15 protein-coding genes, 1 pseudogene and 1 CRISPR repeat array are annotated in these 22,566 nt (G+C 40.5%); of the genes and pseudogenes, 8 read left to right on the forward strand and 8 right to left on the reverse strand.

Going from position 1 to position 22,566, the window contains the following annotated elements; genetic code table 11:
- Positions 1-241 precede the first annotated feature (241 nt).
- The 5 genes and pseudogenes from AC6I5B_RS16050 to AC6I5B_RS16070 form a co-directional block, all read right to left on the reverse strand.
- Positions 242-1,195 (reverse strand): Abi family protein, encoded by a 954-nt coding sequence (locus AC6I5B_RS16050; protein WP_004613400.1) that lies wholly within the window; start codon positions 1,193-1,195, stop codon positions 242-244.
- Positions 1,196-1,601: 406 nt separating this feature from the next.
- Positions 1,602-2,087 (reverse strand): annotated as a pseudogene (locus AC6I5B_RS16055) (ISLre2 family transposase); the annotation flags it as partial.
- A 54-nt stretch (positions 2,088-2,141) separates the two neighbouring features.
- Positions 2,142-2,916: direct repeats of the CRISPR family, unit length 34 nt; unit sequence ATTTCAATCCACGCTCCCCGTGAAGGGAGCGACA.
- A 377-nt stretch (positions 2,917-3,293) separates the two neighbouring features.
- Positions 3,294-4,688: a 23S rRNA (uracil(1939)-C(5))-methyltransferase RlmD gene (rlmD, locus tag AC6I5B_RS16060; protein WP_497773454.1), complete on the reverse strand. Its 1,395-nt coding sequence runs from the start codon at positions 4,686-4,688 to the stop codon at positions 3,294-3,296.
- A gap of 70 nt (positions 4,689-4,758) precedes the next feature.
- The gene (locus AC6I5B_RS16065) at positions 4,759-5,703 is read right to left on the reverse strand and encodes a 3'-5' exoribonuclease YhaM family protein (protein WP_004612808.1); all 945 of its coding nucleotides are present in this window, start codon (positions 5,701-5,703) and stop codon (positions 4,759-4,761) included.
- Between the two features lie 13 nt (positions 5,704-5,716).
- Positions 5,717-6,970 (reverse strand): S1C family serine protease, encoded by a 1,254-nt coding sequence (locus AC6I5B_RS16070; protein ID WP_044987253.1) that lies wholly within the window; start codon positions 6,968-6,970, stop codon positions 5,717-5,719.
- 97 nt (positions 6,971-7,067) lie between these two features.
- On the opposite strand from AC6I5B_RS16070, the gene AC6I5B_RS16075 reads away from it, so the two are divergent.
- The 3 genes from AC6I5B_RS16075 to AC6I5B_RS16085 are packed head-to-tail and all read left to right on the forward strand — an operon-like array spanning position 7,068 to position 11,591.
- Positions 7,068-9,443 carry an endonuclease MutS2 gene (locus tag AC6I5B_RS16075; RefSeq protein WP_004612810.1) on the forward strand — a complete coding sequence of 792 codons (2,376 nt, stop codon included), beginning with the start codon at positions 7,068-7,070 and terminating at the stop codon, positions 9,441-9,443.
- A 32-nt stretch (positions 9,444-9,475) separates the two neighbouring features.
- Positions 9,476-10,177, forward strand: coding sequence for a response regulator (locus tag AC6I5B_RS16080; protein WP_004612811.1), 702 nt, complete (start codon positions 9,476-9,478; stop codon positions 10,175-10,177).
- A 1-nt stretch (position 10,178) separates the two neighbouring features.
- Entirely contained in the window at positions 10,179-11,591 is a 1,413-nt protein-coding gene (locus AC6I5B_RS16085; protein WP_004612812.1) for a sensor histidine kinase, read from the forward strand.
- Here AC6I5B_RS16085 and AC6I5B_RS16090 read toward each other — a convergent pair.
- Positions 11,588-12,760, reverse strand: coding sequence for a substrate-binding domain-containing protein (locus AC6I5B_RS16090; RefSeq protein WP_004612813.1), 1,173 nt, complete (start codon positions 12,758-12,760; stop codon positions 11,588-11,590). The genes AC6I5B_RS16085 and AC6I5B_RS16090 overlap by 4 nt on opposite strands.
- Positions 12,761-13,021: 261 nt before the next feature.
- Between AC6I5B_RS16090 and pflB the strand changes: the two genes are divergently transcribed.
- The 4 genes from pflB to fdxA all read left to right on the forward strand — a co-directional run bounded on the left by pflB (position 13,022) and on the right by fdxA (position 16,540).
- Positions 13,022-15,133, forward strand: coding sequence for a formate C-acetyltransferase (gene pflB, locus AC6I5B_RS16095; RefSeq protein ID WP_004612814.1), 2,112 nt, complete (start codon positions 13,022-13,024; stop codon positions 15,131-15,133).
- Positions 15,076-15,396 carry an autonomous glycyl radical cofactor GrcA3 gene (gene grcA3 / locus AC6I5B_RS16100; protein ID WP_227038936.1) on the forward strand — a complete coding sequence of 107 codons (321 nt, stop codon included), beginning with the start codon at positions 15,076-15,078 and terminating at the stop codon, positions 15,394-15,396. Before pflB ends, grcA3 begins: the two co-directional genes overlap by 58 nt.
- A gap of 126 nt (positions 15,397-15,522) precedes the next feature.
- Positions 15,523-16,275, forward strand: coding sequence for a pyruvate formate-lyase-activating protein (pflA, locus tag AC6I5B_RS16105; RefSeq protein ID WP_004612816.1), 753 nt, complete (start codon positions 15,523-15,525; stop codon positions 16,273-16,275).
- A 94-nt stretch (positions 16,276-16,369) separates the two neighbouring features.
- On the forward strand, positions 16,370-16,540 hold the full coding sequence (fdxA, locus tag AC6I5B_RS16110; RefSeq protein ID WP_004612817.1) for a 4Fe-4S ferredoxin: 171 nt from the start codon (positions 16,370-16,372) through the stop codon (positions 16,538-16,540).
- A 218-nt stretch (positions 16,541-16,758) separates the two neighbouring features.
- Here the strand turns inward: fdxA and AC6I5B_RS16115 are convergent, their stop codons facing one another.
- The gene (locus AC6I5B_RS16115; RefSeq protein WP_004612818.1) at positions 16,759-17,466 is read right to left on the reverse strand and encodes an Rpn family recombination-promoting nuclease/putative transposase; all 708 of its coding nucleotides are present in this window, start codon (positions 17,464-17,466) and stop codon (positions 16,759-16,761) included.
- Between the two features lie 164 nt (positions 17,467-17,630).
- On the opposite strand from AC6I5B_RS16115, the gene AC6I5B_RS16120 reads away from it, so the two are divergent.
- Positions 17,631-18,218 carry a helix-turn-helix domain-containing protein gene (locus AC6I5B_RS16120; RefSeq protein ID WP_004612819.1) on the forward strand — a complete coding sequence of 196 codons (588 nt, stop codon included), beginning with the start codon at positions 17,631-17,633 and terminating at the stop codon, positions 18,216-18,218.
- Positions 18,219-18,255: 37 nt separating this feature from the next.
- Here AC6I5B_RS16120 and AC6I5B_RS16125 read toward each other — a convergent pair whose 3' ends face one another.
- Positions 18,256-22,425: a glycosyl hydrolase family 95 catalytic domain-containing protein gene (locus AC6I5B_RS16125; RefSeq protein ID WP_004612820.1), complete on the reverse strand. Its 4,170-nt coding sequence runs from the start codon at positions 22,423-22,425 to the stop codon at positions 18,256-18,258.
- Between the last annotated feature and the right edge of the window lie 141 nt (positions 22,426-22,566).

Below are 22,566 nucleotides of genomic sequence, written 5' to 3' on the forward strand. Positions count from 1 at the left end.
TTCTTTTAAAATCCTATTAATTTACTTCTTTTCCTAATTCCTTATATCTAACAAACTTCTTTTTAAATTTTATAGCAACTCATCCAATAATTGTCCCAATATAATTATACTCTTGTTCCAACATTATTCCTACAAAAATAGGCAGCCACCACTCTGACTGCCTACCCGCTAATGAGATATTTGGTTTCGGGCATTACCCATGCCTCTCTACGGCCATAAATAGTATATGATTTATGCTATTTTAAAATTCAACTATTTTGTCATAAATTTCTTCCCAATTACTCGGAAGAATTCCCAATAAATATACATCTACCGGAGTTTCCTTAATCAATTTTTTAATATCATTCTTCATATTATCAACATCAGCAGTTGGAACCAATTTCTTTAATGCATAGATTCTCGAAAATAAGTCATTGTCTGCCTGTAATAAAGTTGTATCATCATTTGAGTCTAATAATACAACCGACGAAGTCATACCTACTAACATAGAATTATGAGCACAGTAATTTCTAAGATTTCTTACGGCATCCAACCATGTATCCGTAACTTCTGTATCTCTCTTTGCATAATCTGTTTTAGCAAAAGAATATGCTAAAATTGCTTTTCGAAAATCACCACGCAAGTAATTATACATCATCGTTACTGTTCCCAATTCAAAATAACTAAACGCAACCCACACTGGCAATTTATTATTTTGTCTATTTCCACCTTTTCTATATTCTTTCAATTCAAGATATTTTCGTACATCCTTGCGCAGTTTTTTCTCTTTATCAAGAATATCTTTATAGAAATAATTATTAAAAAACGCTATATTTTGCTTTCTTTTCTTCGCATCCTTTTCACCTTGTGAAGGAGTATATGACTGTTTATCCAAATAAAAAGTTCCACTATTCAGTTTTATTGAACAGGCATTAGATAATGCACTTTTAAAGCGTACCTCTGTCCTATTACAATAAAAATTCAATATTCTTCTAAGCTCCACATCGAACTTATACAAAGCAAATAATGCATCCTCTTTTGATTTGGCACCTGTCACACCAACTCTTGACAGCAAAAACTTTCCATATCTACTCGCACGAAAATAACCTACATACTCAAGAAACTCTCTCATTTTCTTACGCTGTCTAAACGAAACATATTTTTTCATTTGCATTACTTGTTCTTCAAGTGTTATTGGCGGTTCTATATTTGCCATCAAATCACCTCTTTTCGGTAAAAAAAAAGAATGGATATACCATTCTTAATCCCGCTAATAGGATATTTGGATTAGGGCATTACCCTTGCCTCCCTACGGCCTACTTAAACTTTAGCATCTCCTCTACAAAAAGTCAATTCTTTTTACAATTTTAACACATAAGTGTTACTGTCAAGTAATCGTTGGCACTTTTTTTCATACAGATTCTCTTTACACTGTCAGCATGAATGACAACATTTGCGACACACTACGTTTTATACGCGGTTCGTACATCTCTTATCCACCATTCGCGAAATCTCACCTTCAGATCAAACACTTCGCTTGGTGGCAGAAATTAGCACCAACCGCCTTACGAAAGCCTCGCAATTGTCACTTTATTCTTATCATTCTCTCTGACAGTTGTTTACTAAAATCCTGACATTGCAAACAGTTTCTTGCGTTCACCTATTATTTTACCCTCTAATCCTACCATGTGACCTATGGTAGGGTATTCGTATCCTTTTCCTACTTTTTTAGCCACTTCCTCTGCCATCAGAATTTCTTCCACGGTCTCTTCCTTGAATATGGCATGCTTTGACTTTTCTGTTACTTCGTATAACTTTCCACCGCATTTCTTTGCAAGAATCTTTGCCAGATGATTTTCCCGTTTACTCCAGCAGGTATGACTGTGCTTCATTCGTTTTGCAATCACGCTCCAGATGTGGTTTTCCATAGTTCCCATGTTTCTGTATTCCAATCCATCCGGATGTTCCGGTAAGTTTAATCCTTGTGACTGATACGCTATCAGACCTTCTCTATTATTGATATAATACTTTAACAATTCTTCTACGTCTTTGATCTCCGTTTCGTCTGACAGACTGTCTCTATATATCTTCAAATATTTAAACACCTCATCCCCGTGAAGGGAGCGACATCCGTTTTGGTTTACAAGTGGAGCGACACCTACATTTCAATCCACGCTCCCCGTGAAGGGAGCGACCCGATTTGGAGGAGACGGTTGATATTTTGGTATTAATTTCAATCCACGCTCCCCGTGAAGGGAGCGACCAAACTACCGATAACAAAGATAAGGCTACCGAAATTTCAATCCACGCTCCCCGTGAAGGGAGCGACAGGGATAAATTTGGAGGAAATAAAGGATAAAGACGAATTTCAATCCACGCTCCCCGTGAAGGGAGCGACCAATCCAAATATGCCTGTTTCATTGTTTTAGATTGATTTCAATCCACGCTCCCCGTGAAGGGAGCGACGCACTGCATAACGACTATACATACAAGCCTACCCAAATTTCAATCCACGCTCCCCGTGAAGGGAGCGACAGTATGCAACAGTTGCTTGACATATATTCTTATGTATTTCAATCCACGCTCCCCGTGAAGGGAGCGACAAGATTGGGGCGGTAAAGGAGACGACTATCCTATATTTCAATCCACGCTCCCCGTGAAGGGAGCGACCACTCCTGCGCACCGATACATTTTGCTCCTACAGATTTCAATCCACGCTCCCCGTGAAGGGAGCGACAGGTAGGATAGGAGGATATTATGTTTGTTAAAATATTTCAATCCACGCTCCCCGTGAAGGGAGCGACACTACGGTAGAAACTAGAGCCGGAGAAGAAGGAATTTCAATCCACGCTCCCCGTGAAGGGAGCGACAAGACAAGCGAGGAAATTGTGTGTTCCATACTGATTTCAATCCACGCTCCCCGTGAAGGGAGCGACAGCAATGTTGACTAATTTTTCTGTTACAATCGTTCAACTTTCTGCTAATTCTACTAATTTTTCTCTATAATTACAAGTCTATCACACTATCAATTTCATATTCAACCTAAATATGAACTATTTTTTGGTGCGAATCCCATAGAAAATCTATGTTTACTAGACATTCGCACTTAATATTCTCTCTATATTTTCGACAATTAAATTCTGTAGGATATTTAACAAGTATCCCTGAAATTAGTATTTAATTTGTTGTGTTCCCACACCCTATAGCAACAACCACCGAAACATCAAAATAGTTTTTGAGGTGTTTATCGCGACTATTTTTCCCCTCTGGTGAAAACAGGAAATGCTTCGCAAAGTGCCTAAAATTAAGGATTTCTACATAGCTCTTCGTTGTAGCAACACACAAGTCTCGACGTGTACCGTATTCGCAAACATATCCACCGCCCTGACTCTCTTCAGCTCATACCCATTCTCACACAGATACTTCAGATCTCTTGCCAATGTCGCTGAATCGCAGCTCACATACACGATCCGTTCAGGCTGCATCTGTATCATCGTCTCAAGCAGCGTCTCGTCGCATCCTTTTCGCGGTGGATCCACAACAATCACATCTGCATAAGCCTTCTCACCACCATGCTCTTTTGCATAGTTTTCATAATACTGCGGAAGCACTTCTTCTGATTTCCCTACAAAAAATTGCGCGTTTTCAATACCATTCAACGCTGCATTTCTTTTTGCATCCTCTATTGCCTGCGGGATAATCTCCACGCCATACACCTGTTTTGCTTTCTGTGCGAGGAAGAGGGAAATCGTGCCGATTCCACAATATAAATCCCAGACAGTCTCATTTCCGTGAAGTCCTGCGTACTCCAAAGCCTGTCCATATAAATTTTCTGTCTGTACCGGGTTGACCTGATAAAATGAAAGCGGCGAAATCTGGTATTTTACATTGCCGATGTAATCGGTAATATACGCCTGTCCCCAAAGCACCTTTATCTCCCGCCCAAGAATCACATTCGTGCGCTCGCGGTTCACATTTAATGTGATACTTGTCATGCCCGGAATCTCACGCAAATTATCCACCAATTTTTCTGATTTTGGGAAGTTATCCCCATTTATGATGAGGCAGACCATGATTTCCCCAGTCCGAAATCCATAGCGGATCAGCACATGGCGAAGAAGTCCTTCTCCGGTAGTCTCGTCATATGTTGTAATGTGATGTATGTTCATGAAATCCACAATCATTTCCAAAATTTCTCTGTTCTGTTTTACGCCAAGAGCACACTCTGTGTTTGGAATAATCTGATGGGTCCGTCCTGCATAGAATCCTGTCACAATATGCCCTTGTTTGTCTGTTCCAAACGGAAACTGCGCCTTGTTACGATAATAGAACGGCTCTTCCATTCCGCAAATTGGCTCCATCACCTCATCTAATTCTTCTGGTGCAAATCCTCCAATTCGCTCCAGATTGCCACGCACCTTCTTTTCCTTGAACTCCAATTGCTTTTCATAAGAAAGTTCCTGAATCTGGCATCCACCACACTGCCTTGCAACCGGACATTTCGCCTCCACACGGTCACAAGACGGCTCCAACACCTGCATCAACCTCGCATAACCATAGTTCTTTTTCGCTTTCGTAATCTTCAGTTCAGCCCTGTCCCCAATCAACGCATCTTTGACAAATAAAGTGTAGCCATCTACTTTTCCAATTCCCTCACCATTTACTCCAATATCCTCTATTTTCAACGTTATCAGCTCGTTTTTCTTCATATTTTCTCCCTTCAACTTCAATTTGGGGACGTAGTAAAATTGAATTTTACTACGTCCCCAAATAAATAAATTAAATACTACTCCGTCTTAAATTTGACTCAAACAACCGATTATATCCAAGCCAATCTTTATTTCCTTCTTTTTCTTTAAAGATCTCCGTCAATGTCTGCAATTTCGCATCTGTCGCATCTGCATAGTGCAATGCAACCGCCTCGGCAAGCGCCGGTTTTTTCGGAGAACCGTATTCCAGTTCGCCATGATGTGCAATTACACAATGTTTCAACTCGCTCGCAAGTTTCTCCGGAAATCCCTCAATCGTACGCACACCTTCGCCGATCATCTCAACACCGATCACAATGTGTCCCAGCAACTGCCCGTCGTCTGTATAATCATTCTCCGGAAATGTTGACAGCTCTTTTGTCTTCCCAATATCGTGAAAAATTGCTGCCGTATATAATAAATCCTTATTCAAAATCTCGTATGCGCTGACATAATACTCACACATTTTCAGGATGCTCAGCGTATGCTCCAAAAGTCCGCCTGCAAATCCATGATGCACGCTCTTTGCTGCCGAGTGATTTTTGAAACGTTTGATAAACGCCTCATCTTTTACAAAATAATATTCAAGCAATTGATGCAGGTATGTATTCTCTACTTTCCCAATATAAGATAACAGTTCTTCATACATGCCATCTACGCTTTTTTCCGTCGTCGGCATATAGTCTGCTGGATTGTACTCATCTTCATATGGTTTACGAAGCTGCTTGATGTTCAACTGTAAATTATTGTTATAACTGATTACCTCACCGAGCACTTCCACAAAATCCATCTCATCATAGTCAGCGATCCCACCTGAATTCGGATCCCAAATCTTCCCATCTAAAGTTCCTGTCTTATCCTGAAGCAGCAGATTATCATATGGTTTCCCATTTCTTGTCTCCGCTGTACGTTTTGTCTTGCACAAATAGATTCCTCTGATTGTCTCTCCCTCATGTAATGTATTAATAAATCTCATATCTTTCCTCTTTCTATTCTTTTATTCCGATTGTAACAGTAAAATGAATCTCCACATATTCTTCAGCACCTCGGCGCTGCCCTGTCAGCGTAACTTCCGTGCCCACATCCTGTGTGATCATGGTACTGTGATACCCAATGACAGACTCTATTTTCTTTTTATCTATATGAGTGATAATATCTCCATTCTGGATTCCCGCTTTCATTGCCGGTGAGTCCGCCTCCACCTCTGTCACGCAAAATCCTTCCGGAATACTCTGAGCTGTCGCAATATCCTCTGTAATCATCGTGCCAACTATTCCGATATACGGAACTTCTTTCGCATTCGACATCAGTTCAATCTCGCTCTTGATCGACGAAATTCCATACGCAGACAGCACACCTGTGTCTGCCCCCAAATCTGGTGCAATAATTCCGACAACGGCGCCATCAATATTAAACAATATTCCGCTGCTTTCTGCTGATTTGGGCATATCTGTCACAATCACTTTGTATTCTCCGTCCGCAAGCATAACGCTTTCCTGAACGGAACTTGCGATTCCAATTCCCATTCCATCACTATATCCAAACGGATTGCCAAGTGCGATTACCGTTTTCCCCTGACTCAGCACATTGGAATTTCCAAGTTCGGCGACCTTGATTCTGTCCCATGTTGTATCTTTTATCAGACTCCTGTCCACTCCGACAATCGCCATGCCAATATTTGCATCCTTCTTTTTCACTGTCGCCGTACACGTTGTATTATCTACAAATTTCACTTGCAATTCTGATACATCTGACAGCGCATCCATCTCTGTCAATATGAGGAGCTCCTGTCCGTTATCTGCAACAATCACTCCCGATACTTTATGATCAGCGCCCCTATCTTCCTCAAGTAAATTTCCATTTTCATGAACCGCACTCACTTCCACAACGCTCTTTTTCGCTTCCAGAGCAGTCTGCGTAAGAAGTGAATTCAATTCTTTGTACTTTTCAATCGTAAATTCTTCCTGCGTTGTCTGGATATCTTCTGATGGCGTATTCTGGGTATCTTCATCTTTCGGAATTTCTATCTTATCTGGATTCTTTTGAAATGTTGATTCTGCCCATGGTTTTAACGCAAAAAAACCAATGCTGGCAGCAACTCCAAAGAGAAGTCCTTTTCCAACCAACCAAGATATCTTATATAACACCTTTTTCCTGCTAAATGCTTCATCCTTGATTTTTTCTTGTAAAAAAGAATATTTCTCCGGCTCCTGATCTGGTCCGTGATCCGTTTCCATAGACATACTCATTTCTCCTTATTTCTAATCCTTTTTATAGTATACAATATTTCTTCTTTCCTTTGCAACTCAAATAGGTTAAAATATACTCAGGGTGAGAAAAATGAATCAAAAAACATTATTAAAATTAGAATATGACAAAATAATCAATCTTTTGGCAGATCAGGCATCTTCAGACAGCGGAAAAAGACGCTGCAAGACTTTGTTGCCTATGACTGACTTAGAAGAAATCAATACAGCAGAAGAACAGACTGCCGCCGCATTTACACGAATCGTGAAAAAAGGACGGCCTTCTTTTAGTGGATGTTACTCCGTGGAAGACTCTATGAAACGCCTTGAGATCGGTGCGGCTCTTAGCAGCGCAGAACTTCTTCGCATCTGCAAATTAGCAGAGACTGCGGGGCGTGCCAAATCTTACGGACGTCATGATACCGTGGACGAACTTGCCGACTGCCTCGACAGCTATTTCGAACAGTTAGCTCCGCTTACTCCACTTACAACCGAGATACGAAGATGCATTATCGAAGAAGATGAGATCAGTGATGATGCAAGCAGCAATTTAAAACATATCCGCAGAAGTATCGGAATGATCAACGATAAGGTACATTCCACGTTGACCTCCCTTGTCAATGGTTCTCTTCGTTCCTATTTACAAGATCCAATTATCACAATGCGGGGCGACCGTTACTGCCTGCCGGTGAAAGCGGAATACCGCAGTCAGGTAAGCGGAATGATTCACGATCAGTCTTCTACCGGTTCCACACTTTTTATTGAACCGATGGCTGTCGTAAAACTTAACAATGACTTAAAAGAACTTTACGGAAAGGAACAGGAGGAAATTCAGATTATTCTGGCAAGACTCAGTGTGGATGCTGCAGAATACATCGAAGAACTTCGAAGCAATTACACAATTCTCGGAGAACTGGATTTTATTTTTGCAAAAGGTGCTCTGGCACTTTCGATGAATGCAAGCCGTCCAATTTTTAACACAGACGGATATATTCATATCCGCGAAGGGCGCCATCCACTCTTGGACAAGAAAAAAGTCGTACCGATTACGATTATGCTCGGCAAGGAATTTGACCTCCTCATCGTAACCGGGCCGAACACGGGCGGTAAGACTGTTTCCTTAAAAACAGTCGGATTATTCACATTGATGGGGCAGGCAGGTTTGCATATTCCTGCACTTGACCGCTCCAAGCTTTCTGTATTCGAAAATGTATACGCCGATATCGGGGATGAGCAGAGTATTGAGCAGAGTCTCAGTACATTCTCTTCACACATGACGAATATCGTATCTTTCCTGCAGGATGTGGACGACCGTTCTCTTGTACTTTTTGATGAACTCGGTGCAGGAACCGATCCAACAGAAGGAGCCGCACTTGCAATTGCAATCCTTTCTTATTTGCATGAAAGAGGAATCCGAACAATGGCAACAACGCACTACAGTGAGTTAAAAGTATTTGCACTTTCCACTAAAGGTGTCGAAAATGCCTGCTGTGAATTTGATGTAGAGACGCTGCGTCCGACTTACCATTTATTGATTGGTATTCCGGGAAAAAGTAATGCGTTTGCCATTTCCAGCAAGCTTGGACTTCCAGATTACATTATTGAAAGTGCGAAAAGTCATCTGTCTGAACAAGACGAATCTTTTGAAGACTTACTTGCCGATTTAGAGACAAGCCGGCGCACAATCGAAAAGGAGCAGGCTGAGATTGCCTCTTATAAACGCGAGATTGAAAAGCTAAAACATAGTCTTGATGCCAAACAGGAGAAATTAACCGAACAAAAAGAACGTATTATAAAAGAAGCAAACGAAAAAGCCAATGCCATCCTGCGTGAAGCAAAAGAAGTTGCCGATGAGACGATGAAGCAGTTCCGAAAATTCGGAAAAGAAAATATCTCTGCAGCCGATATGGAACGAGAACGGGAACGTTTACGAAAAAAAATGGCAAAGACACAATCCGGCATGACATTGGAAAAGAAAAAACCAAAGAAACAGCACAAACCAAGCGATTTCAGATTAGGGGAGTCCGTGAAAGTTCTCAGCATGAATCTGACCGGAACGGTAAGCTCCCTCCCAGACGCCAAAGGAAATCTTTTTGTACAGATGGGAATCCTTCGTTCGCAAGTGAACATTTCGGATTTAGAGATCATCGAGGAACCGATGACCATCACAGCCAAACAGATGCGACGTACCTCCACCGGCAAGATGAAGATGAGCAAATCGCTTGCAGTAAGCCCGGAGATCAATCTCCTTGGAAAGACTGTGGATGAGGCTATCGCCGAACTGGATAAATATCTGGATGATGCATACATTGCACATGTGAGTCCTGTTCGTATCGTCCATGGAAAGGGAACCGGAGCGCTTCGCAACGGAATCCACAGCTACCTGAAACGCCAAAAACATGTGAAATCCTACCGTCTCGGCGCTTTTGGTGAAGGAGATGCCGGTGTTACAATCGTAGAATTCAAGTAGATGTTCACTCACAAATTTAAAGGAGAAAGCCAATGGTAACAAAACAAAAAATATTGATCGTTGATGATGATGAAAATATTGCAGAGTTGATTTCACTGTATCTTACAAAAGAATGCTTTGATACAATGATGGTACATGATGGCGAAGATGCACTGTCTGCATTCGATACCTATGCTCCGAATCTGATTCTATTAGATTTAATGCTTCCGGGAATTGACGGCTATCAGGTCTGTCGGGATATTCGCTCCAGATCCAACACTCCGATTATCATGCTCTCTGCAAAAGGAGAAGTATTTGACAAGGTACTTGGATTAGAACTGGGAGCAGATGATTATATCATCAAACCGTTTGACGCAAAAGAACTGATTGCACGGGTAAAAGCAGTTCTTCGAAGATATCAGCCTGGAAAATCTGATTCTGCTTCAGATGATAAAGGAAAATGTGTCTCATATCCTGGAATTACAATCAATCTGACAAATTACTCTGTCGTAGTTGACAATATACAGGTGGAGATGCCTCCAAAGGAATTGGAACTATTATATTTTCTGGCATCTTCTCCAAATCAGGTGTTTACAAGAGAACAGCTTTTAGATCAGATCTGGGGATATGAATACATCGGAGATACCCGTACTGTTGATGTCCATATTAAGCGAATTCGTGAAAAAATCAAGAACCATGACACCTGGGGGCTTGCCACCGTCTGGGGAATCGGTTATAAATTTGAGGTAAAATAATATGCGAAGCACATTGCATTTAAAATTCTTTATTGTCTACATTGCCTTTGGATTTTTGGTTTTATTTTCCGTATCTGCGATTGCACCTCAGATGCTTTCGTATCGTTTGGAAAACACAACCGCCAAAAAGCTTTACACAGATGCTACTATGATCTCTTCCGAATATCTGCCAAGATATTTTTCGGAGGACATCTCTCTTTCGGATATCCATGCGCAGCTGAATGGAATGCAGGAGTACACTTCTGCAAACTTGTGGTTCGTGGAATCCGACGGAACACTGATCACGTCTTCTATTTTATCCGGACAACCTTCTGCTCCTGAGAAGATCAAAGAGTTTAATCCGGCGGAAAACGGAAGCAGTACCTATCAGATCAGTGATTATCACGGTTATTTTGACGAAGATATGATCACAATCATCACACCAGTGACAAACAGCTATTTTGTGAAGGGATACTTACTCATCCATAAGCCTGTTTCCCACTTGGATGAAGAATGTAAGACACTTTTATTACCGGTGTATATTACTGCTTTTGTCATCTATCTTCTGTCATTTTCCATTTTGGCGGCATTTCAATTCTTCGTCTATCGCCCTCTTCGGCAAATCACAGAGGCGGCGAAGCAATATGCCTCCGGCAATCTGGAGTATGAGATACCAGTCACTACACAGGATGAGATTGGATATTTGTCCGCTTCGTTAAATTATATGTCCACACAATTGAAAGATATGGACGACTATCAGAAAAAATTTATTGCAAACGTATCCCATGACTTTCGTTCTCCGCTCACCTCTATCAAAGGGTACTTGGAAGCGATGGCAGATGGAACCATTCCTGTAGAAATGCAGGACAAATATTTTAAGATTATTTTATTTGAAACCGAGCGTCTGACCGATCTGACTCAGGATCTTCTGACACTCAATCAATTTGATACAAAGAATATGCTTTTGGACAAAACATCATTTGACATCCATGAAGTCATCAAAAATACAGCTGCAACTTTTGAAGGAACCTGCACTGGCAAGAGAATCTCTATCAAATTACTCTTTGCCACCAAAGTACTTAATGTCTCAGCTGACAAACGAAAAATCCAACAGGTTTTATACAACCTTTTGGATAACGCTATCAAATTCAGTCCAAATGATTCTGAAATCATAATAGAGACAACCGAACACAATGAAAAAGTATTTGTTTCAGTCAAGGATCACGGAATTGGAATCCCGAAAAAAAGTCTCAATAAAATTTGGGAACGTTTCTACAAGACAGACTTATCCCGCGGAAAAGATAAAAAAGGAACTGGACTTGGGCTTTCCATTGTAAAAGAAATCATTCAGGCTCACAAACAAAATATCAACGTTGTGAGCACGGAAGGTGTCGGGACAGAATTTACGTTTTCATTACAAAAAAGGATGCCTTAATAAAGCATCCTTTTTATTGCGTTCTTATCCATATTATCTTTTGTCACCCATGTATATCCACTGTCGATCACCGCTTCATTGCCAAGCCCCAACACATCTCTTACCGCTGCAACAACAGTCGCATATCCCATTCCATACGGATTCTGTACAATCAGCCCATTCACCTTTCCTTCTTTTAACAGCTTCATCTGATCGTTTCCACCATCAAATCCAACCACACTCAGATCATCCCGATCCACCTCAGTCAACACATCTGTCACCAGTTTTGTCGCGCTCAGATTCATCGCACAAATCCCTTTCAAATTCGGATGCTGCTCTAAAATATATTTTATAACATCTTCCTGTGTCAGTGATTCCGCCTGAATCTCTTCTTCTCCTTCTGCTTTAGCTGCATTCTTTTCTTCTGCAATTGCCTTTGCCTTCTCCTCTAACTGATCCATGTAATACACATCTACGATCTGCACATTCGGATACGATGCTGCAATCTCATCCTGGAACCCTTTTTCTCTTTCCTGTGTATTCATAGCCTGAGAATCCGGCATGATCAATGCCACTTCCCCATTTTCATCCATAATAGAAGCAAGTTTTGACGCTGCCGTCTTTGCAGCCTCTTGGTTGTTCGTAGAACATGTCGCTACCACTCCCTGATACTCACTTCCCGAATCAAATGCAACAATCGGAATATCATTTTCTGCCGCAAGATCAAATTGTACCTCGCATGCTGTCGCATCTACTACTGAAATTCCAACCGCAACCGGGTATCTGGCAAGCTCTTCATCCAAAATATTAACCTGTTCATCCACATCGTCGCTCTCGCTTGGTCCACTGTAATTCAGACGTACTTTGTCATCCCCTTTATACCCAAGCATAGAATTGATGTCCGCAACTGCTCTTTCCGCTCCCTCTTTCACTTCATTCCAATAACTGTCATTGCTGTTTCTTCCTATAATAGAAATATATGATCCCGGTTCTAAATTCAGATTCTCAACATTGGAATATGCAATTGGGCGGAGCACATCAAGTTTACTCTGATTCTCATTCTCTTCCTTCCCGGTCTTATCCACTGTTGTCTGCTGCTCTTCCCCGTCGTTTATTGTTTTTTTTGAGCACGCAGTTCCCATTAAAGTAATACAAAGAATCCCTGCGATTATTTTCCATCTTTTCTTCATATTTATAGTTCTCCTAAGTCAATTCTTAATTTTATCCTTTATCACTATACACCAAAATCTTCAAAAATAGGATAAATTATTTCTTAAATTTTTCTGCATAACCCAATATTTTGATAAATTTTTATCAAAAATTGTATACTGTATCCGTTTTTGTACAATATATGCCTTGCGTTAAATTATTATCTAATGTTATAATAAGCTCGATTGAAATACTATTCATTTTTTATTTAATAAATTATATCTAACAGGAGGATTTTACCAATGGAGAAAAATTGGAATTCTAATTGGGACGGGTTCAAACCAGGACGTTGGAACCGTACATCTGTAAATGTCCGCAACTTTATTCAGGAGAACTACACTCCATATGAAGGAGATGACTCTTTCTTAGCAGGACCTACAGAAGCTACTACAAAACTTTGGGCTCAGGTTATGGACCTTTCTAAACAAGAGCGTGAAGCTGGCGGAGTATTAGATATGGATACAAAGATCGTATCTACTATTACTTCTCACGGACCGGGATACTTAGACAAAGACTTAGAGCAGATCGTTGGTTTCCAGACAGATAAACCTTTCAAACGTTCTCTTCAGCCATTTGGTGGTATCCGTATGGCTCAGAATGCATGCCATGAAAATGGATACGAAGTAGATCCTGAAGTTGTAAAAATCTTTACTGAATATAGAAAGACACATAATCAGGGGGTTTTTGATGCTTACACACCAGAGATGAGATTAGCCAGAAAATCAGCTATCATCACAGGTCTTCCGGATGCTTACGGACGTGGACGTATTATCGGTGACTACCGTCGTGTTGCATTATACGGAACAGACTGGTTGATCGAAGACAAAAAACAACAGCTTGCTACTTCTTTAGTAAGAATGACTGGTGAAAATATCCGTCTTCGTGAAGAATTATCAGAACAGATCCGTGCACTTGGAGATTTAGCAAAATTAGGTCAGATCTACGGATATGACATTTCTAAACCAGCTGCTAACGCAAAAGAAGCTATCCAGTGGTTATACTTTGGATACCTTGCAGCTGTTAAAGAGCAAAACGGTGCTGCAATGAGTCTTGGACGTACTTCTACATTCCTTGATATCTATATCCAGCGTGACTTAGACAGAGGATTGATCACAGAAGAACAGGCTCAGGAATACATTGACCACTTCATCATGAAGTTACGTCTTGTTAAATTTGCTCGTACACCAGAGTACAATGCATTATTCTCAGGTGACCCAACATGGGTAACAGAGTCTATCGGTGGTGTTGGTGTTGACGGACGTCCGCTTGTTACAAAGACATCTTTCCGTTACCTTCACACATTAGATAACTTAGGTACAGCTCCAGAACCAAACTTAACAGTACTTTGGTCAACACGTTTACCAAAAGCATTCAAAGAATACTGTGCTAAGATGTCAATTAAATCATCTTCTATCCAATATGAAAATGATGATTTAATGCGTCAGACTCACGGAGATGACTACGCAATTGCTTGCTGTGTATCTTCTATGAAAGTTGGTAAAGAGATGCAGTTCTTCGGAGCTCGTGCAAACCTTGCAAAATGTTTATTATACGCAATCAACGGTGGTGTTGACGAGAAACTGAAAGTTCAAGTTGGACCAAAATACCGTCCGGTTGAAGGCGATGTGCTTAATTACGATGATGTAATGGAAAAATTCGATGACATGATGGAATGGTTAGCAGGACTTTATGTAAATACATTGAACATCATCCACTACATGCATGACAAATACAGCTACGAAAAACTTCAGATGGCTCTTCATGACAGAGAAGTAAAACGTTACTTCGCAACAGGTATTGCAGGACTTTCTGTTGTAGCTGACTCATTAAGCGCTATCAAATACGCAAAAGTAACACCAATAAGAGATGAAGACGGACTAGTTGTAGACTACAAAGTAGAAGGTGAATTCCCTAAATACGGTAACAACGACGATCGTGTTGACGAAATCGCAGTTGAAATCGTTCGTTCATTCATGGACAAAGTAAGAAAACACCATACATACCGCCAAGGTGTGCCAACAACTTCTATCTTAACAATTACTTCTAACGTAGTATATGGTAAGAAAACTGGTAATACACCAGATGGTAGAAAAATGGGAGAGCCTTTAGCTCCAGGTGCTAACCCAATGCACGGACGTGATACTCACGGTGCTTTAGCATCACTTGCTTCTGTTGCTAAGATTCCATTCAGACACGCACAAGACGGTATTTCAAATACATTCTCAATCATTCCGGGTGCTCTTGGAAAAGAAGACCAGGTATTCGCTGGAGACTTAGATCTTGACAGAATCGAAGAATGCGGAAACCAGGCTTGCAATATTCCAAACATCACGGAAAGCATCGACAACGAATAAGATCGAAGGAGGAATTTAAGATGGCAGTAAATCAACAACAAGTAGATAACTTAGTAAACATGTTAGATGGATACGTAGAACAAGGTGGACACCACTTAAACGTTAACGTATTTACAAGAGAAACTTTATTAGACGCTCAAAAACATCCTGAAAACTACCCACAATTAACTGTTCGTGTTTCAGGATACGCTGTAAACTTTATCAAATTGACAAAAGAACAGCAAGACGACGTTATCTCACGTACATTCCACGAAGGTATGTAAGCGATAAAGTTCACACATTAGTAAAAGCCGGACAGGGTCATGCTCGCATGGAAACCTGGCCGGTTTTCTACTAATGAGATGGACGAACGTATATGAGCAAACATAGTTGCAAAAGGAGACTTTTTTATGACCAAAGGTTATATTCATTCTATCGAGAGCTGTGGTACAGTAGATGGTCCCGGAATCCGTTATGTAATCTTTTTCCAAGGTTGTCCTATGAGATGTCTCTATTGTCATAATCCAGACACTTGGGAACCAAACAAAGGCACTCAGATGACCGTAGATGAAGTGTTAGAAGGTTTCTACAGTAATATGCCATTCTATCACAACGGTGGTGTTACTGTGACCGGCGGAGAGCCTATGATGCAGATGGATTTTCTCATTGAACTATTTACCAAACTTCACAAAGATGGAATTCACACTTGTATTGATTCTTCCGGCATTATGTTTCAACCAGATAATGAGACATTTATGAATAAACTGGATACTCTTCTTGAAGTGACAGATTTAATCATGCTTGACATCAAACACATTAACCCTCAAAAACATAAAGAGCTTACCGCTCATTCGAATGAGCGTATTCTTGCATTTGCAAAATATCTTGATGAAAAGCATATTCCAGTCTGGATTCGTCATGTTGTAGTTCCAGGGATTACTTTATACAAAGAATATTTAGAAGAATTAGGACATTTTCTTGGCACACTGAACAATGTCCATGCACTGGACGTGCTTCCGTATCATTCCATGGGAAAAGTAAAATATGAAAATCTTAATATGGATTATCCTTTAAAAGATACACCGGAAGCAACTAAGGAAGAGGCAGCAGCGGCAAAAAATATCATTTTGTCCGCCTATAAATGTACTAAATTGAAAGCATAAAATTGCTTGTATATTTGGTCTGTTTGTATTAAAATAAATGAAAGGGTAGATATATTTCATATCTATCAAATGTACAAAAAGGAGGATACATACTATGGCACACGTAATTAGTGATGAATGCGTAAGCTGTGGAGCTTGCGAAGCTGAATGTCCTGTAGGAGCTATTTCTCAGGGTGCTGACCACTACGAAATCGATAAAGATGCATGTGTTGACTGTGGCGCTTGTGCAGCACAATGCCCAACAGGAGCAATCTCTGCTGAATAATAAATAATCGAAAAGTGATCACAAAGTTTAAAAGTGTCGCAGATTTTTAGTCTGTGGCACTTTTTATATTACACTCATGCCTGAATAAGTTTTTTAAGAATTCCTCTGTATATAAAATACTATATGATTTTTAGCCTCGAATATTTGACTTGATTTAGATTTGTAACAGACTGGCAGATAAAAATTATCTGCCATAAAAGACCTGTTCTATGATTGTTTCACTGTGGCAAAAACACGAGCTGCTTCCGCAGAGAATCTGATAAACTTCCGAGTTTGCCCAACAATCTCACAATGGTTTCTTTCTGCATTTCTTGCTTTCCTTCATTTCTTCCAACAACTCTTTCTTCGCTCAGCATCTCTTGAAAAACCATAAATCTTTCCCCCATTTCCCGGTTGACTTTAATCTTTTCAATCGTTTTTTGAAGTTGTCTTACAAATGGATCTTCCGACTCTTCTTTGCTCTCCTTCAAGTCTGCTTTTACGAACTTCAAAAAGTTGACCAGACTTTCAGATACTTCCTGAGGATTCTCCCCACGTGTACTCAGGAAAATGGTATACCTCTCATCTCCAAGATCGACCGCGCTCTCCTCCTCGCAGATATTGCAGAACGTATATTTATATTTTTTATCTCCAAACGGATCAAAGTCACAGATAAAAATGACATACGCCGGCGGAAGATCCTCATAGTCTCTTCCGGAAAGCAACAAATCCATATCCATCTGACCGTGATAATATCTGCTTCGCTTTCCTAAATGCGGTGTGCTTGCCGCCTGCATCTCAACATTATAGCATGTCTGTTCTTCATCCTGGGCATAAATGTCAAGACGCACCCCTTTATACTCCGGATGATAGACAACACTCTTCTCCTTGCTAATTTCAACGCGGGCAATCGGAAATCCTAAAACCATCTCCAGATTTCCCTCCATTTCTACAGAGGAATTCTTATTGACATCATAGCACACCGATACTTTAAATACAATGAAAAGTTCTGTCGAAATTTGATGAGCGTTTTTTTACAGCTTATGGACAATCTTATGGTATGATATATATGTTACATATTCATTCTAATTTAATAGGGGGTTAATATTGTATGGGCGAAGTTCATTATATGATTTCAGAAGCTGCCAAACGTGTAAATGTTGAAACCCATGTTTTAAGATATTGGGAAGAAGAACTTTCACTATCTATAGGGCGCACAGAAATGGGACATCGATACTATACAGAAGATGACATACAGCTTTTTTGCTGTATCAAAGAACTAAAAGAACAAGGGATACAGTTAAAGGAGTTAAAGGGACTCATCCCTGATATGCTGCGAACGAGAGACAAACTTAAACTTCAAAAAGAACCTAAAGAAGATCCAACCGTTTCAAATTCGGTTTCCGAGGAGCAACTGGACATGGCTTCTAATGCATCATTAGAAAAGATTCAACTGCAAATAGAAGAAATCTTTCAACATGCGATGCTTGAAAACAATAAGATTCTGGAAGAATCTGTAAGCCAGTCCATTTCTCAAGCAATTATCAAAGAAATGAATTACCTGTTTCAAGCTCAGGACCGGCAGGAAGAGGACCGTTATAAAAAACTTGATCATCTAATCCGTCAACAGCAGACTTATCGCAAAGAATCTGCACGTTCCGCTCCTATCAGGAAATTAAGAAAACTGTTTGAAATGTGAATAAAGGCGGTTCATCCTTGAACCGCCTCACTTCATTTTAATATCTTCTTTTTCTTCTGACTATTACAATTCCAAATCCCGCTACAACCATAGCTAACATCATCCAGACAACTGTACTGCTGTCTCCTGTTACTGGTGTCTCTTTATCCGGTTGATTTTTATCCGGTTTTTCCGCTTCTGGTTTTCCCGTTTCCGGTTTTCCTGGTGTCGGAGTATCTACTTTCTTCAAAAGTTTTTTCGCTTCCTCGAACTTACTTGTGAGATTAGAAAGAACTCCATCTACATCGTCCTGTGTCGCCTTATCATCATTGTATACGCTCCGTGCGTCTTCCAGAATAGATTTTAATGTTTCCTTATATGCCTCGATTGACTTCTCTGTATAAACAGTATCTTTCAGACTTTCTGTAAACTTGTCTACCTCAGCCAGCTTGTCTTTCAATGCTGTCTTATCTACTTCCTCTGGATCCGGGTCTACTGCTACTTTCTCCAAAAGTTTCTGCGCATCTTTAAACTTACTGTTCAATGCCTTCACAGCATTATCAACTTCATCCTGTGTCGCTTTCTCATTTCCATAGACTTCTTTTGCATCTTCAAGTGTATCGTTCAAAGCTGCCTTGTATGCTTCGATTGACTCTTTTGTATACTCTGTGTCTGTCAAAGCATCTGTAAAAGCATTTACTTCGTCTAACTTGTCTTTCAATGCTGTCTTATCTACAACAATGGATGGTTTGTCTGTTTCTGTAAGCACATAGCTTTCACCTTCTGTCGTCTCAAATGTCACGCGGCCGTCTTTCCCTTCAACACCTGATACAGCTACTTTGTTTCCTTTGCTGTCTCTTACATCGACATATTCCCAATCTCCAGCCTGTACTGTACATGTTCCGCCATTGTTTGAAACAATCTTAGCCTCTGTCAGCGCTCCATCTTTCCAGCTCTCGCTCACTTCAAAATTGCCTCTTGCAACAAGCCCGCTTACAGATCCTGTTGTCCATTGTTCATCCGGCATAGCTGGAAGCAGATTGATATATCCTGCATTTGACTGTAAAAGCATCTCAGCCACACCACTTGTGAATCCAAAGTTTCCGTCAATCTGGTATGGTGCATGAGAATCCCAAAGGTTTGAATAAATACCCGTTTTAATAAACTGATTGATAATCTGATAAGAATGATTTCCATCACCTGTTCTTGCCCATGTGTTTAATCTTTGTGCGATTCCCCATCCTGTCGCATTATCTCCACGCGCTGTCAGAGAAACTTTTGCCGCATCCATATACTGTTTATTATCTACAGTTACTAAATCTCCTGGATATACGCCAAGCAAATGTGACATATGACGATGTTTCGCGTCAAATGACGGAATTGCACCGTTTGCTGTCTGACCAAATTCGGTCTCATCATACCACTCTTTAATCTGCCCGCTGTCACCGATTTCGATTGGTTTTAATCCATCACGGTATTTTGTCCATTCATCAATCTGTTCTTTTGAAACTGTTCCTGCCTCATTTGCATTCAAAGCTTCTGCTGCCTCAATACAATCGTTAAACAGCTGCCATACAAGCACGTTTTCATATACGTTTCCTGCTGTATATGGACCATGTTCCGGTGAATATGCCGGAACTGTTACATAACGTTTTGTTCCATCTGCATCTGTTACTTCTTTTAAGATAGACATGTAGAATTTTGCTTCTTCTTCCATCATTGGGAAAATCTCAGACTCTAATTTTTCCACATCGCCTGAATACTCATACGCTTCATATACATTCTGCAAAATCCACGGAACTGCTGCCGGAGACCATCCCCAGCTAAACGCCCATCCCGGACAAGTCCATCCAAATGGTGTGTTCTGTGTATTTGCCATGAAGCCATTCTGTTTACCATCTGAATTATCAATTCCGAAATATGTAGATGCAGTGATACGTCCTGGTTCACGCAATCCTTCCACGTAGTCAATCAACGGTTCTGCACACTCTGCCATATTTGTCACATAAGTCGGCCAATAGTTCATCTGAAGATTTACATTCATATGATAGTCACTTCCCCATGCGACCGGACTATTCGCTGCACCTGTACAATCCAGCCATACTCCCTGCAAGTTTGCCGGCAGTTTATCCCCTTCTCTTGAAGAAGAAATCTGCAGATAACGTCCATACTGGAAAATCATTGTCTCCAAATAAGCTTTTTCTTCTGTACTTGCATTTCCATCTTTATATGCTTTGATCAATTCATCAATTGTCTTATCTGACGCCTCCTGACCAAAATCAATTTTTACTCTGTCATAGATGTTTTTATAATCAGCCTGAGCATTTTCTTTTACTTGATCATACCCTTGTTTTGTTGCATCATCCATCACTTTTTTAACTTCATCTGCAAGTTGCTGATCTGTCTGGCCAGTACGGTATTCCGGATGTACCATCTCATAATCTGTGTCCGCTGTGACATAGATATATACTTCTGTCGCATCACTGACAAGAAGTGTTCCTTCTTTTCCTTCTACCGGAGTGACCTCACCGTCTTTTGTTACAACTTTCAACCGCCCATTTAATTTCAAATCATTGTCTTTCATCTTACCTGCAACAATAATCGAATCGTCCTCTGTTGTATATGTAACTTCTTTTCCAAGAGATTTGTCGCCCGGCTGATCTACAGGGAAACTTACCTCAAATTCCAATGGACGCATCTCGCCTTCAGAGCCTTTGATTTCCTCCGCTGTCAGTTTCATCGCAATCACATTGTCCGGATAACTTGCAAAATACTCACGATAGTAATGTGTATTATCTCTGTCATAAGACACTGTCGCAAGCGCTGTATCGATGTCCAATGCTCTCTCGTAGTTTGTTGTCTCTGTATGTTCCTCTTTATCAGGATCCTCTTCCTTCATTGTAGTTACAATACCGTCAAAAGAGACTTTATTGCCTTTTACACCCTTAATAGTAAGTGTGTGCTCACCTTTTGTCAGCCCTGCCACATTCACAAGACTTGCTCTTGAAAAAGCAGATGCGTGTGTGTTTACCTCTGTCCACTCCTTCGCATCGTCTACTTTGTATTGGAACTTGCCCAATCCGCTGCTCTTTGCTCCAAAGAGTTCAAATCCTGTTCCTGTAAACTTACATGTAAGAGTTGCTCCTTCTGCATTGGCAGCATCTACATATACTTCGTCTTTTCCAAACCAGGAATCTGCATCATTTTCGTTATTTGCCGCACGATCCCAGCGCGCCCAGCTTCCTTCAAATTTTACTTTTTCGCTTTCTACTGTCGGGTTCCAGTCAATTGTCTCCCCTTCTAATACTTTCAAATAATCAAAAGATGTTTTCGCTCTGCCTGCATCATCTCTTATTGATTCAAATGTTAGTGTATGTGTTCCCTGCTCCAAACCTGAAATTTCAAACAAAACAACTCCTGTCTGTTTCGTAGCGGAATACATACTTCCGGTAACCTCTTTGCCATCTACCGTCGCTTTGAAATTCCCCATCTCATTGTATTTTACACCGATCATCTGAATTCCGGTTCCCTCAAACGATACAGTGAATTTTCCCGGGTCGTTTGTATAATGTTCTGAACCGCCTTCCCAATCAGGCTGTGGATATGAATGCCACATAGATTCATATTTGATCTCATCGCTTGTATCACTGATGATCTTTTCTTCTTCCTGAGGTTCTTCTCTGTCAAAATCCAGATAAATATCGCCCCATCCCTGATAAGCGCCATATTCTCTTGAACTTGTACCAACTAACTTTTCGCACATGCTGGATGCATTACTGTCCCCAGTCAAAAATGCATTCTGCACGGATTTCACATAATCAGACATTGACTGCCCATTCACTGTGCTGATATTTCCGCCTGTATAAGGTTGTGTCTCAGAAGGTCCGCCATTCCACAATGTCTTCTGATTGAATGTCAGGTGCTCTTTTTCTACTTCACCATATATGTTCGCTCCCATATAAGAGTTTCCGATTGGAAGAGATAACTGCTGCCACCAGTCTGTATCACTTCCTGGTTTTGTAAAATTACCTGAAGATCCTGTCAATTTTCCTTTTGACAATGGCTCGTCAAAACGAATCTTCATTGGATCCTGATCAGGCTTTGTGGATGCCGCCTGTGCAACAGTCGCATCAGGAAAATTTACTCCGGAAACTGCAAGCATTGCTGCCATCGTCCCACCAAGCACTTTTTTGACACATGTCTTCCCATGTTTTTTCCATTTCATCATGCTTTTCTCACTTTCCGCATTCCTAAAAATAATGCTTTTTATATAATTTTCTTTTTCCTTTCTATTATAGCCACTTCATATGTCAAATACAACAATTTTCTTCCCAAAAATATGCTTTATTGTTATATTTTGACATTTTTC

The sequence above is a fragment of the Faecalimonas nexilis genome (assembly GCF_059731825.1).

Excerpts from the sequence above, each read along its gene's own strand:
- AC6I5B_RS16050 (WP_004613400.1), bottom strand. The coding sequence starts at position 1,195 with ATGGCAAATATAGAACCGCCAATAACACTTGAAGAACAAGTAATGCAA.
- rlmD (WP_497773454.1), bottom strand. The coding sequence starts at position 4,688 with ATGAAGAAAAACGAGCTGATAACGTTGAAAATAGAGGATATTGGAGTA.
- AC6I5B_RS16065 (WP_004612808.1), bottom strand. The coding sequence starts at position 5,703 with ATGAGATTTATTAATACATTACATGAGGGAGAGACAATCAGAGGAATC.
- AC6I5B_RS16070 (WP_044987253.1), bottom strand. The coding sequence starts at position 6,970 with ATGTCTATGGAAACGGATCACGGACCAGATCAGGAGCCGGAGAAATAT.
- AC6I5B_RS16075 (WP_004612810.1), top strand. The coding sequence starts at position 7,068 with ATGAATCAAAAAACATTATTAAAATTAGAATATGACAAAATAATCAAT.
- AC6I5B_RS16080 (WP_004612811.1), top strand. The coding sequence starts at position 9,476 with ATGGTAACAAAACAAAAAATATTGATCGTTGATGATGATGAAAATATT.
- AC6I5B_RS16085 (WP_004612812.1), top strand. The coding sequence starts at position 10,179 with ATGCGAAGCACATTGCATTTAAAATTCTTTATTGTCTACATTGCCTTT.
- AC6I5B_RS16090 (WP_004612813.1), bottom strand. The coding sequence starts at position 12,760 with ATGAAGAAAAGATGGAAAATAATCGCAGGGATTCTTTGTATTACTTTA.
- pflB (WP_004612814.1), top strand. The coding sequence starts at position 13,022 with ATGGAGAAAAATTGGAATTCTAATTGGGACGGGTTCAAACCAGGACGT.
- grcA3 (WP_227038936.1), top strand. The coding sequence starts at position 15,076 with ATGCGGAAACCAGGCTTGCAATATTCCAAACATCACGGAAAGCATCGA.
- pflA (WP_004612816.1), top strand. The coding sequence starts at position 15,523 with ATGACCAAAGGTTATATTCATTCTATCGAGAGCTGTGGTACAGTAGAT.
- fdxA (WP_004612817.1), top strand. The coding sequence starts at position 16,370 with ATGGCACACGTAATTAGTGATGAATGCGTAAGCTGTGGAGCTTGCGAA.
- AC6I5B_RS16115 (WP_004612818.1), bottom strand. The coding sequence starts at position 17,466 with ATGGAGGGAAATCTGGAGATGGTTTTAGGATTTCCGATTGCCCGCGTT.
- AC6I5B_RS16120 (WP_004612819.1), top strand. The coding sequence starts at position 17,631 with ATGGGCGAAGTTCATTATATGATTTCAGAAGCTGCCAAACGTGTAAAT.
- AC6I5B_RS16125 (WP_004612820.1), bottom strand. The coding sequence starts at position 22,425 with ATGATGAAATGGAAAAAACATGGGAAGACATGTGTCAAAAAAGTGCTT.